The sequence below is a fragment of the Kluyvera genomosp. 2 genome, assembly GCF_036759865.1.
Taxonomy (GTDB): Bacteria; Pseudomonadota; Gammaproteobacteria; order Enterobacterales; family Enterobacteriaceae; genus Kluyvera; species Kluyvera ascorbata_B.
In genome coordinates this window covers 28,719-44,546 of sequence record NZ_JAPKIA010000017.1, presented here as the reverse complement: position 1 = coordinate 44,546, position 15,828 = coordinate 28,719, and the positions used below count along the sequence as shown (strand labels likewise).

The window sequence follows — 15,828 nt, the reverse complement described above, 5'->3', positions numbered from 1 at the left end:
ACGGATGTGGGGGTTCGAGTCCCCCCCCTCGCACCAGTTTTCTCGCTCTCTTCTTCGTGTTTCCTTCCTGTCTATTCCATCAGCTTTACATTCATCGCAATCAGCACAATACCGCCCATTAACGCAATGCAAGACGGTAACAGGACGAAGTGTCGCAGCCGACGATGCCAGATCATAGCGCTGCTCAACAGCAGTCCACACACAATGACCCCGCGCCAGACGTCAGTTGAGAGCCCCAGGGTACTCAGCAGTGCCAGTACAGCGCCCGGAATCAGAACGCCCCAGCCGCTACCTAACGTTTTTTGCAACATGATCCGACCCACTCAAATGATAATGATTACCAATATCATATGATGTTTTTTGTTATTTGTCTGCACTTGCGCTAAGGTTTCATAATCATTAATGACATGCATATTATATGGTGTTAAGTTGTATAAAAAATCAGCATGTCGCATATAAAGAAATTGCGCTATTCCTACTGCATTATTCTGTTTTTAATGCGTTTATTTATTTAAGGCTGACTACAACTTCAAACAATGACCGTACAATCATGGCGCACGCTGCGTGCGCAAAAATATCAGCTCACGTTCCGGCTGTTTTTGTTTCTGAACCTGATTTCATCGACGCTCTCGGTGTTCAGCCCGATTTATGATGTAAATATATTTCCTCTGCCAGCGATGCTGATTGCGGTGGGCAGCAGCGTGATGCTGTTGTGGAACTGGCGCTACGCCCGGATAAAGCTGAACCTGCCCATGGTTTCGGCGATATTCGGCTGTTTATGGGGCTGGCATATTTTAAGTAAAACTTTTGCGTTGCCGACAATAAATGACAATTTTCAGCTGGTTGCGCTATTTAGCGTGTTATTTGTTGGCACCATTGCTTTTTCCAATAATATTGTCGCGTTTGCGCTGCATTCACTCCCCACATTTATTGTTTGCCTGTTTACCAGCAATACTACCGAGTGGTGGCGTATGGCCTATTGTTTTGCCCTACCGTTAATCGGTATTGCGATTCAACACGTCATCCAACGACGCAACGACAGATTTGCGCAAGGGCTGATGTATAAGCTGCTGGAAGAGCGTGAAACGCTCAACGGCCTGAGCATGCTCGATCCGTTGACCGGCCTGTATAACCGTCGTGGCTTTCAGTTTCGCCTGGATTCGCTCAAAGCGCTCGGCCCCGCTCAGCACTCGGTCCTGCTGCTGGATATCGACCATTTCAAGGCCTACAACGACCATTACGGCCATATGATGGGCGACCAGGCTCTGATGCGCGTCTCCGCCGCCATTCGTAACGCCGTACGTTCTCGGGATATTGTGACCCGCTTCGGCGGCGAAGAGTTTATGGTGCTGCTGCCGCAGTGCGACATCACCAACGCCATGCAAACGGCAGAACGGATTCGCCAGCATGTCTACGATCTCAAAATTCCACATATGTTTAATGCCGCCGTCGCAACACATGTCACCGTCAGCATCGGCGTCGCGCCGCTGGAAGATAACAATATCGACGCCGCTATCCAGAGAGCGGATAAAGCGCTGTATGAAGCCAAAAACATGGGGCGCAACAACGCTCTAACCAGCGAACAGCTCCCCGCTGCCTGAGTTCACAAAAAATGGGTGCAGGCGACAAATCGCTTGCGCTCACTTTTATTTATAGCTACGATTGCTAATCATTATCATTTATATTTTTATCTCGTTAATCCTATGGCCTATCGTTCCGCACCGATCGCTGATGACCTCATCTGGCGCACGCCGCTCCCTCCACGGGAAAATGCGCTTGCGGAATCAGTACGTGCCAAAATTGCCGAACATCGCCCGCATATGCTGGAAATGTTTCGACTTAACGAGAGCGCCCCGGGCAACGCTAAAACGCTAGCCGAATGGACCCGGCCTACCGAATTGACCTCACTGCTGGCCATCTACTCCGATCACATCTATCGCAACCAGCCGATGCAGCCGCGCGAAAACAAGCCGCTGATTTCGCTGTGGGCACAGTGGTATATCGGCCTGATGGTGCCGCCGCTGATGCTGGCACTGCTGACCGAATCATCTGCGATTTCCGTTTCACCGGAGCATTTCCTGGTTGAGTTTCACGAGACTAGCCGTGCGGCCTGCTTCTGGGCCGACGTACATTGCGACCAACGGGTCAGCAACATGCCGTGGGATCGGCGGTTGGACAGTTTAGTCACTGAAGGATTAATACCGGTTGTGAACGCGCTGGAAGCCACCGGCGAGATTAACGGCAAACTTATCTGGAGTAATACCGGCTATTTAATTAACTGGTATCTAGGTGAGATGATCGCGCTGCTTGGGGAAGAACAGGTTAGTCTCCTGCGTCAGCGCTATTTCCTGACCAGGACGCTCGCCGACGGCCGCGATAACCCACTGTGGCGTACCGTGGTTGAAAGGGACGGTCGCCTAGTGCGACGCACCTGCTGCCAGCGCTACCGCCTGCCGGACGTCAAGCAGTGCGGTGACTGCACGCTTAACTAACCGACGGGGCGAATGCCCCGTCGTTTCACTGCCTATCAGGCAACCTGCTGGCTCTCTTCCTCCGCACGCTGCGCTTCTTCTTCTTCCTGTGCTAACAGCTGTTTTTCATACACTTTGAAGAACGGGTAGTAGATGATGGCCGACACACAGGCCAGCAGCACCACCAGAATCGCCGCACGGAAATCCCAGCCAAGCGCCCATGCGCCGCCGATCGGTGCCGGGGCAGTCCACGGCACGACGGAGATCACTCGACCGATCAGATCCAGTTTCATTGCCGCCCAGGCCAGAACGGCGTTCACCATCGGCGCCAACAGGAACGGAATAAAGAACACCGGGTTCATGACGATTGGGGTTCCGAAAATAACCGGTTCGTTAATGTTGAACAGGCTTGGCACCACGCTCAGACGGCCGATGGAGCGCAGGTGCGCCGAGCGGCTGCGCAGGTAGCAGAACACCAGTCCCATGGTCGCCCCCGAGCCGCCCACCACCACGAAGAAGGTCCAGAATGCTTCCATAAAGATGTGCGGCAGCGGTGCCCCCTGCGCTAGCGCAGTTTGGTTCAGGCCAAGGTTGGTCAGCCAGAACATTTGCAGCATACCGGACACGATAGCCGCACCGTGGATCCCCGCAAACCACAGCAGGTGGCCAATCAATACCGCCAGCAATATAGCCGGTAAGGAGTCAGCCGCGGAAACGAGCGGTTTAAACAGCGACATGATCGCCTGCGGGATCAGCATGTCGAACTGGCTCTGAATGAACAGGCTCAGCGGGTAAAGCGTCAGTACGACCACCAGCACTGGAATCAGCAGGTCGAAGGAATTTTTGATCATCGGCGGGACCTGATCCGGCAAACGGATCCCGATGTTGCGAACCTTCAGAAAACGCATCATCTCTACGCAGTATACGGCGACCAGAATAGCCGTGAAGATCCCGGTACCACCGAGGCTATCGACCGGCAGATGGCCTTCCGTTTTCGGCGCGGCAACCAGCAGGAACGCCATGATCGACAGCATCGAGCACATAAACGGATCGAGCTGGTTGGTTTTTTCGTAATGTTTGCCTAAGTTGTAGGAGATAGCGGCGCAGATGTAGATGGACATGATACCCATCGTCATATCAAACGGCGTCAGAATCCGGCCCTCAAACTCTTTTGCCAGGTCTAGCCACGCGCGGGCAAACCCCCAGGTGGTGTCCGGCGAGAACGGCGGATAGGCAAACACCAGTAGAAACGATCCCACAATCATAAAAGGCATAGCGGAAATAAAACCGTCACGGATAGCCATGACGTGGCGCTGGGATGAAATACGACCAGCAACGGGACTGACGTAGTTTTCTACAAAACGAAAGATCAGATTAAATGCAGCGTGATTAGCAGACATAGCAGCCCTCCTGACAGGCTTTAGACGTAAGCACAGCAACAACGATTTTGCCGACATACGACTGGGCTAACCGTGAACGCTTTGTAACAGCCGCGTAACGCGCCTGGCATATTGTTCATAGGGATACCGTTCATATATGGCTCTTATTATGGATACAAAGGAAGTTACCCTTGCAGTATCAATCCCCTGAAGACCAACTGCAACCGGTTACAGTAACCGGTTGCAGTGATTGTGAAGGAGATCCAGAAATCAAACAATTTTTGCACAACTTCGGCGCTTTATTTACAACCTGGGTAGCTTTATGACAGAGTGACTCGCCAAAAAAACAGGAGTCAACAATGAGCCTACAGTCAGTACGAGAATTCTTTGCCGAGCACGCGCCCGACATCAATATTATCGAGCTTGAGCAAAGCACTGCGACCGTCGCGCTGGCCGCTGCCGCTCACCGGGTTGCGCCCGGGCAAATTGCTAAAACGTTGTCGCTAAAAGTCAAAGATCGCGTCATCCTTATCGTCGCCAAAGGCGATGCCCGTCTGGACAATAAAAAGCTCAAAGACACTTTTGGCGCGAAGGCCCGCATGCTCAGCAGCGACGAAGTGGTCGAGCTGACCGGGCACCCGGTGGGCGGCGTATGCCCGTTTGGCCTCGAAAACCCGCTGGACGTCTACTGCGACGTGTCGCTACAAGAGTATGACGAGGTGCTTCCCGCCGCCGGTGCTATTCATAGTGCGGTACGCATCTCTCCGCAAAGAATGGCGACCCTCACCGCCGCGACGTGGGTCGACGTTTGCCTGACGCCCACAAACTAAGCGGTGCGAAGCAGCGCCCGAGAGCGGGCTATATAGCGATCGGGCAACGACACCAGTAAATCAGCCGCGCTGAGCAAATCAGCGTCGGAGTTAACGCCAAGCTTGGTCATCGCATTAAATTTATGCGCGCGTATGGTTTTAATATTTCGCCCCAACCGCTGCGCGATTTCCATCAGCGAATAGCCGTAGGTCATGTAGCGCAAAATCATATTCTCGGTCGGGCTCAGAAAACTGTTTTCGCGCAGTACTGAAGATGCCGCCGCGCACTCATGCCCTAACGACGTTTCTTGTAACAGCTCGAGTACGTTTTGTTTGAGTTCAACCAGCGCGCTGGATTTGCTCAACACGCCGTGAAGATAAGTGGGTGACAGGTGCCTGATGAGTGCCGCCTCGACGTTATCGTTCGCCAGAATGATGCGGACCATCTGCTGATGACAACGGGCTATTTCGCCCATCGCCAGCAGACACTCAATGCGCGGCTCTCGCGTGCCGGACAGGCAGCAAATCAGCACATCAAAAGGCGCCTGGCAGAGTGCGGTTTTAAATTCACTCATCGAGCGAAAAAACTGAATCGTAAAATCTTTATTCCGCGAAGACGTTAATAAATGGCGTAGCCCGACTTCCGCCATCATGCAATCTTCTATGATAGCGACGCACTGCTTCCTGCTGTGCTTTTCCATTCTGCTTGTTCTCCATAAGCCGAGTAGAGATTGAGTTCCTTCATTCCCTGATTGCTGTTGATCCAGGCGTACATTTCCGCATTGCTACGCAAAGAAAGTCGACGCATCGCGCTATTTTTTTGCGCGCTTATCGTCTTGTTGCTCTTTTTCAACAGGGCTGCAATTTGGTTAATCCCCCAGCCTTTTGCCAGCAGACGCAGAACCTTGCGCTCTGACAGCGTTAGCATTACCGCACGGTCGTTTTCACCTTCGATATCATCACTGTTATGCATGGAAAGCAGCGTCTGGCTAATTTTTTCCGTGCTGACACCCCCCAGCTTTATGGCCTTGATGACGCGATCGATAGGGTCTGAATCTGAGAGCAGCGTACTTTCTGGACGCATCAAAAACTCAACGGCCAGTGCGTAATACTGACGGCTAATCATGAAGATCCAGTGGATATCCCGATACTGGGAAAGCAGCGTGTAATATTGCTCGCAGACCGCGCGAGGATTTCTGACTTCGCCAGAAAAATCAATAATAACGACATCTGTTCGACGCAGCTGAAGCAGCGTTAACTCTTCCAGAGACTGGCAAAAATTGAGCTCATAATCTGGGAAATGGGTTCCCATTATTGTACTGAGCCCAGACTGCATTACCGGTATTTTGCTAATAATCACCGCGAATTTGCAGTATTCTGGCGACATAAAACCTCCGTATCCATTCGAAGATTCACTTCCTGAATATAAAATTATTTAATACAGCACAACGTATTATCAGGAAACTAAACCATCCCTTTTCTATTTCCTTGACTGCTATAATATTATTATTGCGTTCTCACCAGACCAATAAAAAATGCTGCTACATGGATGTACTGGCGGGTTAAACGGATGCAGTATGGCATGGTGATTTAAAAGCACTCACTTAGAAAATATTAAAAACGACATAAGAATAATTAAAATTCACTATCCATATTCTTACTCGTCTATTCTATTTTCATTTTGAATTCTTTTGGCGCCATCCCGCCGCGTTTGCGGAAAAAGCGCGAGAAGTAGGTCACATCGCTAAACCCGAGATAGTCCGATACCTGCGTAATGCTCATACTGGTGTACTGGAGGCTTCTTTTGGCCTCCAGCAGCAGGCGCTGGTGCAGGACGCCTAGCGCGCTGGTACCGTGAAACTCGCGGCACAGGCAGTTGAGATAAGTCGTCGAGACGCCAAGACGCTGCGCATATTCCGCCAGCGAAAGGTGCTCGCGATAGTGGCTCTCAATAAGCCGCGCAAACTGCCTCAGCACGCTGCGTTTGCGCGCACTTTTATCTTCAAGGATCGCGGTCGGCGCGCCTTGCCGATTCAGCCAGACCAGCAGCGCGCCGAGCAGGGAAGACAGCATCATCTCGCGTGCATCCTTTTCGTGGCTGTACTCTTCGAGTAGTGCGGCAAATACCGTGTGAATATGGCGTCTGGCGCGCTTGACCATCACGCAGACGGGTTGACCGAGCACGTCTAGCTGTCCGCCAAACTGCGCCTCCAGCCGGCTCAGCAGCGGGAGCGCCAGCGAAAGTACGTAGCCCTGAGTGCCGGGGGAAAAACGAAAACCATGCACGCATAGCGACGGCACGACCTGAATACAGGGCCCGTTAACCGCTCGTCGCTCCCCCTCAATTTCAATCTCGGCCTGGCCTTTATGCACATACAGCAGCTGCACCAGCTCCGCATGCTGATGAACGCGAATATGCCATGCGTACAGGCTGCTGCGCTGATGTATTGACTCACAGTGCAGCAAATCGGGCGTGGGCCAGCCCCTCTGCTCGCCATACAGTTTAAAGACCGGTACGCTCTCCGGCGCTGACGCCCGCTTCATGTTTTATTCCACCGTCTCATAGGGCAGCCCAACGTAGTTCTCCGCAATGGTCGTCAGCCCGGCGCGCGACCCCAGATAGTACTGACGGTCCGCTTCCTGCATCTTTCTGTCGAACGCGCTTTTGTCCTGGAAATCATGCAGCAAATGGGTCATAAACCAGCTGAAGCGCTCGCCTTTCCACACCCGGTTAAGCGCCAGCTGTGAATAACGCGCCAGTAAATCTACCCGACCGTGATGGTAAAACTGGCGCAAAATACGCCACAGGTAGTTCACGTCAGACACCGCCAGGTTCAGCCCTTTGGCGCCGGTCGGCGGCACAATATGCGCCGCATCGCCAACGAGGAACATTCTGCCGTACTGCATGGGTTCCACCACATAGCTACGCAGCGGCGCAATGCTCTTCTCAAGTGAGTGACCAGTCACTAACTTTTGTCCCAGTTCATCCGGCAGACGACGCCTGAGCTCACCCCAGAAGCGTTCATCCGACCATTGTTCGACGCGGTCGCTCAGCGGCACCTGCAGATAATAGCGGCTTCTTGTTAGTGAGCGCTGACTACACAATACAAACCCGCGTTCATGGTGCGCGTAAATCAGCTCAGGGTTCACCGGCGGCGTATCCGCCAGCAGGCCCAGCCAGCCAAACGGCCAGATACTTTCGTACTCGCGCAAAATATCGCGCGGGATACTTTGTCGGGAGACGCCGTGAAATCCATCGCAGCCGGCGACAAAATCACATTCCAGGCGACACGTTTCGCCATTCTTCACAAACGTCACGCTGGGTCTATCGCTCTTCAGATCGTGTAGCTGAACCTGCTCAACGCCGTAATAGGTCTCAGCACCGCACGCCTGTCGCGCTTCCATCAGATCGCGCGTAACTTCGGTCTGGCCGTAGACCATAACGCTCTTGCCGCCCGTCAGCTCGCTAAGTGGCACCGGAATGCGCTGGTTAGCAAACAGAAATTCTACGCCATGGTGAATCAGGCCCTCAGCATCCATGCGGCGAGCAACACCCGCCTCACGCAGCAACTCAACGGTACCGTTTTCCAGGATGCCTGCACGAATGCGTCCCAGCACATACTCCGGCGTCTGGCGTTCGAGAATGACGGTTTTTATTCCGGCGTTATGCAGCAACTGGCCCAGCAGTAGCCCCGAAGGCCCGGCACCGATAATGGCGACTTGCGTGTTCATAGGGTGTCCTCACATTCTGGTTAATTATTTGTTTGTTTTGTGTATCCATAAAGTTTCAGAATGCATTTTTGATAAGTCAGTAACGAAAAAGAAGGCCAGAATCCGTTCAAAAATTGCACTTTCCAACAGTTTTGCAAAAGTGTGGACGGCATCAACTCCTGGCCGGTCATCACAGGACGCCGAATTTTTGCACATTGTTTGATCCCACCCCGCTAGCGCCTGTGCGCGCTTCGGGTACAAGTAGGTCATTAACCGGCGTTCTTGCTACCAGGGGCTTTATGGAAGTCGATCAATCAGAACAACGTACCGTCACGCGGCTCTGTATTCAGTGCGGTCTTTTTTTATTGCAACATGGGGCGGAAAGCGCTTTGGTGGAGGAGCTCTCAACCCGCCTGGGGCGTGCGCTGGGGATGGACAGCGTTGAAAGCGCCATCTCGTCAAACGCCATCGTGCTGACCACCATTAAAGATGGGCTGTGCCTGACCTCAACGCGCAAAAACAGCGATCGCGGCATCAACATGCACGTGGTCACCGAAGTGCAGCACATTGTCATCATGGCCGAGCACAAACTGCTGGACCATAAAGATGTCGCTAAGCGCTTTGCACAGATTAAACCTCTGCGCTACCCGCGCTGGCTGGTGGTGCTGATGGTCGGCCTCTCCTGCGCCTGCTTCTGTAAGCTTAACAACGGCGGCTGGGACGGCGCGCTGGTCACCTTTTGCGCCAGCACCATCGCGATGTACATCCGTCAGGTGCTGACGCACCGCTCCATGCACCCGCAGATTAACTTCGGTCTGACCGCGTTTGTCGCCACTACCGTCTCCGGGCTGATGCTCCAGCTCCCGACCTTCCACCAGACTTCAACCGTCGCCATGGCGGCAAGCGTGCTGCTGTTGGTTCCCGGTTTTCCGCTGATTAATTCGGTGGCCGACATGTTCAAAGGGCATATTAATACCGGCCTCGCGCGATGGGCCATCGCCAGTCTACTGACGCTGGCAACCTGCATCGGCGTGGTGATGGCAATGACGTTATGGGGGCTACGCGGATGGGTGTAATCGATTTTCTGCTCTTGCTGGCGCAGGACATCGTGCTGTCGGCGATCCCTGCCGTCGGCTTTGCGATGGTGTTTAACGTGCCGCAGCGCGCGCTGCCGTGGTGTGCCCTGCTGGGAGCTATCGGCCACGCCTCGCGCTTCACGATGATGACCGCAGGTTTTAATATCGAATGGTCCACTTTCCTGGCGGCCATGCTGGTCGGCAGCATCGGCATTCAGTGGTCACGCTGGTATCTGGCGCACCCGAAAATCTTTACCGTCGCCGCCGTCATCCCAATGTTCCCCGGTATTTCAGCCTATACGGCGATGATCTCGGCGGTAAAAATCAGCCACTTTGGCTACACCGAAGAGATGATGATTACCTTACTGAGCAACTTCCTGAAGGCCTCGTCAATCGTCGGTGCGCTTTCGATTGGCCTGTCTATTCCGGGCCTGTGGCTTTACCGCAAGCGCCCGCGGGTGTAATCCTCAGGGCGGCACGGGAGAGTGCCGCCCTTCCCCTCGCTTGTGCTACTATGTGCAGTATTCGTGCGGTTTTCCCGCCCCCTTCCCGTGATTTTTCAGTATTGAGATAGTGTTATGTCTTCTCGTATTTTGACGCCCAACGTGATTGGTATTGAAGCCTTCGTGGCCGATCCCAAGGCGATCCTTGCGCAGACTCAGGGCGGCGCGGTCGCCGTGTTTGCTAACAATGCGCCCGCGTTTTATGCCGTCACGCCAGAGCGGCTGGCGCAGCTGTTGGCGCTGGAAGAAAAGCTTGCCCGTCCGGGCAGCGACGTGACGCTGGATGCCCAGTTCTTTGAAGAGCCAACGGCGGCGCCGGTCTCTGTACCGATGGGAAAATTCGCCATGTACCCGGGCTGGCAGCCCGACGCCGAGTTCCTGCGCCTTTCTGCGCTGTGGGGGATCGCCTTAAGCGAGCCGGTCACGCCGGAAGAGCTGGCGTCGTTTGTCGCCTACTGGCAGGCTGAGGGCAAAGTGTTCCACCACGTACAGTGGCAGCAAAAGCTGGCGCGCAGCGTTCAGATGGGCCGGGCGAATAATAGCGGCCAGCTGCGGCGAGACGTTAACGCGGTCAGCGAACCAGACCGCCAGATTCCACCGGGGTTCAGAGGTTGAGCATGAAAGACGTTGGCGAATTAATGAAGCGCCTGCAAAAAATGATGCCGGCGCATATCGAACCGGCCTTTAAAACCGGCGAAGAGCTGTTGGCCTGGCAGAAAGAACAGGGCGAGATCCGCGCAGCGGCGCTGGCGCGCGAAAACCGTGCGATGAAGATGCAGCGCACGTTTAACCGTTCCGGTATTCGTCCGCTGCATCAGAACTGTTCGTTCGATAACTATCGTGTCGAGAACGAAGGCCAGATGAACGCGCTGGCGAAAGCCCGCCAGTACGTCGACGAATTTGACGGCAATATCGCAAGCTTCATCTTCTCCGGCAAACCGGGTACCGGTAAAAACCACCTTGCCGCCGCTATCTGTAACGAGCTGCTGCTGCGCGGTAAGTCGGTGCTGATCATCACCGTGGCCGACATTATGTCCGCCATGAAAGAAACGTTCGGCAACCGGGAAACCAGCGAAGAGCAGCTGCTAAGCGATCTGAGCAACGTTGACCTGCTGGTTATCGATGAAATCGGCATGCAGACCGAATCGCGCTATGAGAAGGTGATTATCAACCAGATCGTCGATCGCCGTTCGTCATCTAAACGCCCGACGGGCATGTTGACCAACAACAACCTCGATGAAATGAATAAGCTGCTCGGCGAGCGGGTGATGGACCGTATGCGTCTTGGCAACAGCCTGTGGGTGATTTTTAACTGGGAAAGTTATCGCAGCCGCGTCACCGGCAAAGAGTATTAAGATACTTCCGATGAATGACAGGCGTATACTTATCACGTCTATTTATCATTGCACACGAGTACACCTCATGAAATCAGTAAAATCGATGCTTTGCCGCGTAATCATTGCCAGCGCGTTTGTTTCTACCGCTGCGGGCGCCGTATCGTTAAATGACCTGAGCAGCGCCGCCAGCCAGCTTGCCGGCAGCAGCAGCACGTCGCAGAGCGGCGGTTCTTCGCTCTCTTCGCTGACCAGCCTGCTTAACGGCGGTAGCCAGTCTCTGAGCGCCAGCAGCATGAACAATGCCGCCGGGATCATGGGGTACTGCGCGAAAGAAAAACTGGCTTCTGTTGCCAATGTCGATAACGTGAAAAACCAGGTACTGGATAAACTGGGCCTCAACACGGCAACCGAACAGAAGCAGGATACCGGCTATATGGAAGGCATTCAGGGCCTGCTGAACGCCAAAGACGGGCAGAAGCTTGACCTCGACAGCCTGGGCAACACCGAGCTGGGCAAAAAAGTGAAAGCCAAAGCCTGTGACTTCGTGCTCAAACAGGGCGTTAACTTCATTTCCTGATTGTCTTCGTGCGGCGAGCGCCCTGCTCGCCGCACAAAAAAAACTGTTCAAATAATAAACATATCTAAACCAATTCCGAATAACAACGCACTTTACTCACGTTAGAATTGCAGACAGATGACGGCACAATTACATTGTGAAGTCAGTTTCTGTTCAGCCAGAAGACCTGGCGCGCTTGAGGATGTCTAGTGTCAGAGTTGTTATCCATCGTTTTGTTCCTGGCCTCCATCGCCATTTACGCCTGTAAGGCAGGGCGTAATAAATGGTGGTTCGCCGCTACCTTAACCGTACTGGGCCTGTTTGTGGTCCTGAATATCACCCTGTACGCCAGCGACTACTTTACCGGCGACGGAATTAACGATGCGGTGCTCTACACGCTGACCAACAGCCTGACCGGCGCAGGCGTCAGTAAATATATTCTTCCCGGCATCGGCCTCGCTGCCGCTCTGCTCGCCGTCTTTGGCGCGCTGGGCTGGGTATTGCGCCGACGCCGTTCTCATCCTCATCATTTCGGCTACAGCCTGCTGGCGCTGATTCTGGCCGTTTGCTCAGTCGACGCCAGTCCGGCCTTCCGCCAGATTAGCGAGCTGGTCAAATCCCAGTCTCGCGACGGCGATCCGGACTTCGCGGCCTACTATAAAGAGCCGTCGAAGACAATTCCGAAGCCAAAGATGAATCTCGTTTATATCTACGGCGAGAGTCTGGAGCGCACCTATTTTGATGATGAGGCCTTCCCGAACCTGACCCCGGAGCTGGGCGCGCTGAAAAACCAGAGCCTGGACTTTAGCCACACCATGCAGCTGCCGGGCACCGACTACACCATTGCCGGAATGGTCGCCTCACAGTGTGGTATTCCACTGTTTGCGCCGTTCGAAGGCAACGCCTCGGCGTCGCTGTCGAGCTTCTTCCCGCAGAATATCTGCCTTGGCGATATCCTGAAAAACTCCGGCTACGAAAACTACTTCGTTCAGGGCGCCAACCTGCGCTTTGCCGGTAAAGATGTGTTCCTGAAATCGCACGGTTTTGACTATCTTTACGGTGCCGAAGAGCTGAAAACCACCGTCGCTGACCCGAGCTATAAAAACGACTGGGGTTATTACGACGATACCGTGCTCGACGAAGCGTGGAAGAAATTCGAAGCGCTGTCCCGCGAAGGCAAGCGATTCTCACTGTTTACCCTGACCGTCGATACCCACCACCCGGACGGCTTTATCTCCCGTACCTGTAACCGTAAGCGGTATGACATCAACGGCAAAGCCAACCAGTCGTTCAGCGCGGTCGCCTGTAGCCAGGAACATATCGCTGAATTTATCAATAAAATCAAAGCATCACCGTGGTTTAAAGATACCATCATCGTGGTTTCCTCCGACCATCTGGCGATGAAAAATACCGCCTGGGACGCCCTCAACAAGCAGGACCGCAGCAATCTGTTCTTCGTACTGCGCGGCGATAAGCCCGACGATCAGGACGTCATCGCGGTGAAGCGTAACACGATGGACAACGGCGCTACGGTGCTGGACATGCTGGGTGGCGACAACTTCATCGGGCTGGGGCGCAGTAGTCTGTCCGGAGAGTCGCTGTCGGAAGTGTTCCTCAACATGAAGGAAAAGGTGCTGGCGTGGAAGCCGGATATCATTCGCCTGTGGAATTTCCCGAAAGAGATCAAAACGTTCTCCATCGACGGCCAGAAAAATATGATTGCCTTCTCCGGCAGCCATTTCCGCCTGCCGCTGCTGCTGCGCGTGTCTGACAACCGCGTTGAGCCGCTGCCGGAAAGCGAATACTCCGCTCCACTGCGCTACCAGCTGGCCGATTTCGCCCCGCGCGATAACTTTGTCTGGATCGACCGTTGCTACAAGATGGCGCAGCTATGGTCGCCCGAGCTGGCGTTGTCTACCGACTGGTGCGTCTCACAGGGTCAGCTCGGCGGCGAACAAAAAGTGCAGCACGTCGACAAAGCGGTCTGGAACGGTAAGACCGATTTTCGCGACACGGTCATCGACATGGTGCGCTACAAAGGCAACGTGGATGCGCTCAAAACCGTCGATAACGATATTCGCTATAAGGCCGACAGCTTTATCTTTAACGTCGCTGGCGCGCCGGAAGAGGTGAAAAGCTTTAGCGGCATCTCCCGCCCTGAATCCTGGGGACGCTGGTCCAACGCACAGCTCGGCGATGCGGTAAAAATTGAGTATCAGCAGCCGCTGCCAAAACGCTTCGACCTGGTTATCACCGCTAAGGCCTTTGGCCCGAACGCCGATAAGCCCATCCCGGTTCGCGTCGGCGACAGCGAGCAAATGCTCACACTCGGCCACGACGTTACCACCACCACGCTGCACTTCGAAAACCCGTCGGACGCCAGTACGCTAGTGATCGTGCCACCTGACCCGCAGGCCACCAACGAGGGTAACATCCTCGGCCACTCGCCGCGCAAGCTCGGCATCGGGATGGTAGAAATCAAAGTGATTGCCGCAGAGGGTTAACGCCGGATGCACACGGGGGGCATATCGCCCCCCTTCTCGCCGCCCACTTCTGTAAAAATAAAAATCTATACAAAAATTATAAATCAGATTAAAACACTATATAAATTCAATTTGTATTTATAAATATACCAGTAAAAGCAAATTATTTAGCATTTATCAACACACAAAACTTTGGTAAATGTTGCTGCGTCATTATGCTCACTGGTTATAAATTCGAATCTATCCGCGTCTTAGATAACGAGAACATCGTTGCCTGGGAAGTGCTTTCCACCGCCTCTTCTCAGATTAACCTCGAGCTTTTTTTCAACAGCATGGCGCTCGACGCCCGGGTCGCCCTTTTCTTCGCGCAACTTGCGCACGTGGTCAATACCCCCGCATCCGGAAAATATTATCTGAACGCCAGCGCAGACGTTCTGCTGACGCCTGATTTTTTACAACGCCTTGGCGAAGAACCTGATGCAGCACAGCGCATCGCCATTGAGTTAACCGATCTCGACCAGCTCATGCTGCTCACGCCCGCCGACGGCAGGCGCCTGCGCGCACGCATCGACGCCCTGCGCAGCATGGGTTTTGCCGTTTGGGCTGACGACGTTCATCACGACATTCTGCCCTGCCTGGTTAAACAGGATTACCGCTTTTCGGGTGCCAAGATTGATAAGCACGCTTTCTGGACAGGCCGCCAGTGCAAAGAGCCCTTTCTCGAGCTGGCCCAGGGCTGCAAGAAAATTGCCGACGAGGTCCTTGTTGAAGGTATCGAAACGATTGCTGACTACCAATTAGCCTGTGATTCTCACGCTAATTATGGTCAGGGCTTTTTGTGGAATAAGTAACCAATATGTCTGCACCGTATGAACTGGTTGTTCTTAGTCAAAACTATTTCCTGTGGATGGGATTAAAGCATTCCGTTCCCTATATGATTAACCCGTACCCTGCGCTGCACTGGTTTAATGAAAAAACCAATAACAACGTATTCCAGCTGCGTGAAAAGATCCTGCGCAATAATAGCGACAGTAAATGGCTGATTATCACCGAAGATTATCGAGTACCAGAAGTACAGCAGATTTTACCGCCGGATCGCGCCTGCGTATTCAGCGATAAGCTGTCGATAAAGCAGCTCACCCAGCAGCTTAAACAGCCTGAGTTCCGCCGCACGCCGCATAAAGAAACGCCGCTTACACATTCAGAGATCCATATTTGCTTATTGATAATTATGGGTTTTTCTCCCAACGCTATCGCCGGGATGCTGCATAAATCGCCTAAGACGATTTATACACACCGTCGTAACGCAATGGCAAAGTTTCACTGCAATACGCTTGCAGAATTGCACCGAAAAATACGCAATATCGACAATCGTTCGCTTTATCAGTAATAACCAAAGGTAACAATATGCCCAACAAAGTAAAATATTACCGTATTGTCGCCTTCGAGAAATAGATGAGAAACGCGCAATGAACATTTTCATCACATTGTTAGGAATAGGCT

17 protein-coding genes and 1 tRNA gene (1 of these 18 cut by a window edge) are annotated in these 15,828 nt (G+C 53.4%); 12 read left to right on the top strand and 6 right to left on the bottom strand.

Going from position 1 to position 15,828, the window contains the following annotated elements:
- Positions 1–36, top strand: a tRNA-Leu gene (locus V6942_RS18025); it begins 151 nt to the left of the window's first position.
- Between the two features lie 35 nt (positions 37–71).
- Here the strand turns inward: V6942_RS18025 and V6942_RS18020 are convergent.
- Positions 72–311, bottom strand: a complete 240-nt coding sequence (locus tag V6942_RS18020; RefSeq protein ID WP_106925212.1) for a DUF1435 domain-containing protein — start codon at positions 309–311, stop codon at positions 72–74.
- A gap of 225 nt (positions 312–536) precedes the next feature.
- Here V6942_RS18020 and V6942_RS18015 point away from each other — a divergent pair, with 225 nt between their 5' ends.
- Both V6942_RS18015 and fhuF read left to right on the top strand, forming a co-directional pair.
- Positions 537–1,601: a GGDEF domain-containing protein gene (locus V6942_RS18015; RefSeq protein ID WP_333501605.1), complete on the top strand. Its 1,065-nt coding sequence runs from the start codon at positions 537–539 to the stop codon at positions 1,599–1,601.
- A gap of 102 nt (positions 1,602–1,703) precedes the next feature.
- The gene (fhuF, locus tag V6942_RS18010) at positions 1,704–2,492 is read left to right on the top strand and encodes a siderophore-iron reductase FhuF (RefSeq protein WP_333501604.1); all 789 of its coding nucleotides are present in this window, start codon (positions 1,704–1,706) and stop codon (positions 2,490–2,492) included.
- 35 nt (positions 2,493–2,527) lie between these two features.
- Here the strand turns inward: fhuF and V6942_RS18005 are convergent, their stop codons facing one another.
- Complete coding sequence (locus V6942_RS18005) at positions 2,528–3,871, bottom strand: PTS sugar transporter subunit IIC (RefSeq protein WP_106925209.1); 1,344 nt, start codon at positions 3,869–3,871, stop codon at positions 2,528–2,530.
- Positions 3,872–4,209: 338 nt separating this feature from the next.
- Here V6942_RS18005 and V6942_RS18000 point away from each other — a divergent pair, with 338 nt between their 5' ends.
- Positions 4,210–4,680: a YbaK/EbsC family protein gene (locus V6942_RS18000; RefSeq protein WP_106925208.1), complete on the top strand. Its 471-nt coding sequence runs from the start codon at positions 4,210–4,212 to the stop codon at positions 4,678–4,680.
- Here V6942_RS18000 and bglJ read toward each other — a convergent pair.
- The 4 genes from bglJ to pobA form a co-directional block, all read right to left on the bottom strand.
- A complete protein-coding gene (bglJ, locus tag V6942_RS17995) occupies positions 4,677–5,309 on the bottom strand; it encodes a DNA-binding transcriptional activator BglJ (RefSeq protein ID WP_106925621.1) in 633 nt (210 codons plus the stop codon). The genes V6942_RS18000 and bglJ overlap by 4 nt on opposite strands.
- 11 nt (positions 5,310–5,320) lie before the next feature.
- Positions 5,321–6,046, bottom strand: a complete 726-nt coding sequence (locus tag V6942_RS17990; protein ID WP_106925207.1) for a helix-turn-helix transcriptional regulator — start codon at positions 6,044–6,046, stop codon at positions 5,321–5,323.
- A 278-nt stretch (positions 6,047–6,324) separates the two neighbouring features.
- Positions 6,325–7,203: a helix-turn-helix domain-containing protein gene (locus tag V6942_RS17985; RefSeq protein WP_182966289.1), complete on the bottom strand. Its 879-nt coding sequence runs from the start codon at positions 7,201–7,203 to the stop codon at positions 6,325–6,327.
- A gap of 3 nt (positions 7,204–7,206) precedes the next feature.
- Complete coding sequence (gene pobA / locus V6942_RS17980; protein WP_106925205.1) at positions 7,207–8,391, bottom strand: 4-hydroxybenzoate 3-monooxygenase; 1,185 nt, start codon at positions 8,389–8,391, stop codon at positions 7,207–7,209.
- Between the two features lie 278 nt (positions 8,392–8,669).
- Here pobA and V6942_RS17975 point away from each other — a divergent pair, with 278 nt between their 5' ends.
- The 8 genes from V6942_RS17975 (at position 8,670) to V6942_RS17940 (ending at position 15,715) form a co-directional block, all read left to right on the top strand.
- On the top strand, positions 8,670–9,446 hold the full coding sequence (locus tag V6942_RS17975) for a threonine/serine ThrE exporter family protein (protein ID WP_182929516.1): 777 nt from the start codon (positions 8,670–8,672) through the stop codon (positions 9,444–9,446).
- Positions 9,437–9,910: a threonine/serine exporter gene (locus V6942_RS17970; RefSeq protein WP_182929517.1), complete on the top strand. Its 474-nt coding sequence runs from the start codon at positions 9,437–9,439 to the stop codon at positions 9,908–9,910. The genes V6942_RS17975 and V6942_RS17970 overlap by 10 nt, the downstream gene beginning before the upstream one ends.
- Positions 9,911–10,024: 114 nt before the next feature.
- On the top strand, positions 10,025–10,564 hold the full coding sequence (gene dnaT / locus V6942_RS17965) for a primosomal protein DnaT (protein ID WP_106925202.1): 540 nt from the start codon (positions 10,025–10,027) through the stop codon (positions 10,562–10,564).
- A 2-nt stretch (positions 10,565–10,566) separates the two neighbouring features.
- Complete coding sequence (gene dnaC / locus V6942_RS17960; RefSeq protein WP_106925201.1) at positions 10,567–11,304, top strand: DNA replication protein DnaC; 738 nt, start codon at positions 10,567–10,569, stop codon at positions 11,302–11,304.
- Positions 11,305–11,371: 67 nt separating this feature from the next.
- The gene (locus V6942_RS17955; protein WP_106925200.1) at positions 11,372–11,863 is read left to right on the top strand and encodes a DUF2501 domain-containing protein; all 492 of its coding nucleotides are present in this window, start codon (positions 11,372–11,374) and stop codon (positions 11,861–11,863) included.
- A 188-nt stretch (positions 11,864–12,051) separates the two neighbouring features.
- Complete coding sequence (gene opgB / locus V6942_RS17950) at positions 12,052–14,346, top strand: phosphatidylglycerol--membrane-oligosaccharide glycerophosphotransferase (protein ID WP_333501603.1); 2,295 nt, start codon at positions 12,052–12,054, stop codon at positions 14,344–14,346.
- Positions 14,347–14,540: 194 nt separating this feature from the next.
- On the top strand, positions 14,541–15,176 hold the full coding sequence (locus V6942_RS17945) for an EAL domain-containing protein (protein WP_333501602.1): 636 nt from the start codon (positions 14,541–14,543) through the stop codon (positions 15,174–15,176).
- A 5-nt stretch (positions 15,177–15,181) separates the two neighbouring features.
- Positions 15,182–15,715, top strand: a complete 534-nt coding sequence (locus V6942_RS17940) for a helix-turn-helix transcriptional regulator (RefSeq protein ID WP_106925197.1) — start codon at positions 15,182–15,184, stop codon at positions 15,713–15,715.
- Positions 15,716–15,828 lie beyond the last annotated feature (113 nt).

Coding starts and splice junctions, on each gene's coding strand:
- V6942_RS17970 (WP_182929517.1), top strand. CDS start 9,437: ATGGGTGTAATCGATTTTCTGCTCTTGCTGGCGCAGGACATCGTGCTG.
- V6942_RS17945 (WP_333501602.1), top strand. CDS start 14,541: ATGCTCACTGGTTATAAATTCGAATCTATCCGCGTCTTAGATAACGAG.
- dnaC (WP_106925201.1), top strand. CDS start 10,567: ATGAAAGACGTTGGCGAATTAATGAAGCGCCTGCAAAAAATGATGCCG.
- dnaT (WP_106925202.1), top strand. CDS start 10,025: ATGTCTTCTCGTATTTTGACGCCCAACGTGATTGGTATTGAAGCCTTC.
- pobA (WP_106925205.1), bottom strand. CDS start 8,391: ATGAACACGCAAGTCGCCATTATCGGTGCCGGGCCTTCGGGGCTACTG.
- V6942_RS18015 (WP_333501605.1), top strand. CDS start 537: ATGACCGTACAATCATGGCGCACGCTGCGTGCGCAAAAATATCAGCTC.
- V6942_RS18000 (WP_106925208.1), top strand. CDS start 4,210: ATGAGCCTACAGTCAGTACGAGAATTCTTTGCCGAGCACGCGCCCGAC.
- V6942_RS17990 (WP_106925207.1), bottom strand. CDS start 6,046: ATGTCGCCAGAATACTGCAAATTCGCGGTGATTATTAGCAAAATACCG.
- fhuF (WP_333501604.1), top strand. CDS start 1,704: ATGGCCTATCGTTCCGCACCGATCGCTGATGACCTCATCTGGCGCACG.
- V6942_RS18005 (WP_106925209.1), bottom strand. CDS start 3,871: ATGTCTGCTAATCACGCTGCATTTAATCTGATCTTTCGTTTTGTAGAA.
- V6942_RS17955 (WP_106925200.1), top strand. CDS start 11,372: ATGAAATCAGTAAAATCGATGCTTTGCCGCGTAATCATTGCCAGCGCG.
- bglJ (WP_106925621.1), bottom strand. CDS start 5,309: ATGGCGGAAGTCGGGCTACGCCATTTATTAACGTCTTCGCGGAATAAA.
- V6942_RS17940 (WP_106925197.1), top strand. CDS start 15,182: ATGTCTGCACCGTATGAACTGGTTGTTCTTAGTCAAAACTATTTCCTG.
- V6942_RS18020 (WP_106925212.1), bottom strand. CDS start 311: ATGTTGCAAAAAACGTTAGGTAGCGGCTGGGGCGTTCTGATTCCGGGC.
- V6942_RS17975 (WP_182929516.1), top strand. CDS start 8,670: ATGGAAGTCGATCAATCAGAACAACGTACCGTCACGCGGCTCTGTATT.
- V6942_RS17985 (WP_182966289.1), bottom strand. CDS start 7,203: ATGAAGCGGGCGTCAGCGCCGGAGAGCGTACCGGTCTTTAAACTGTAT.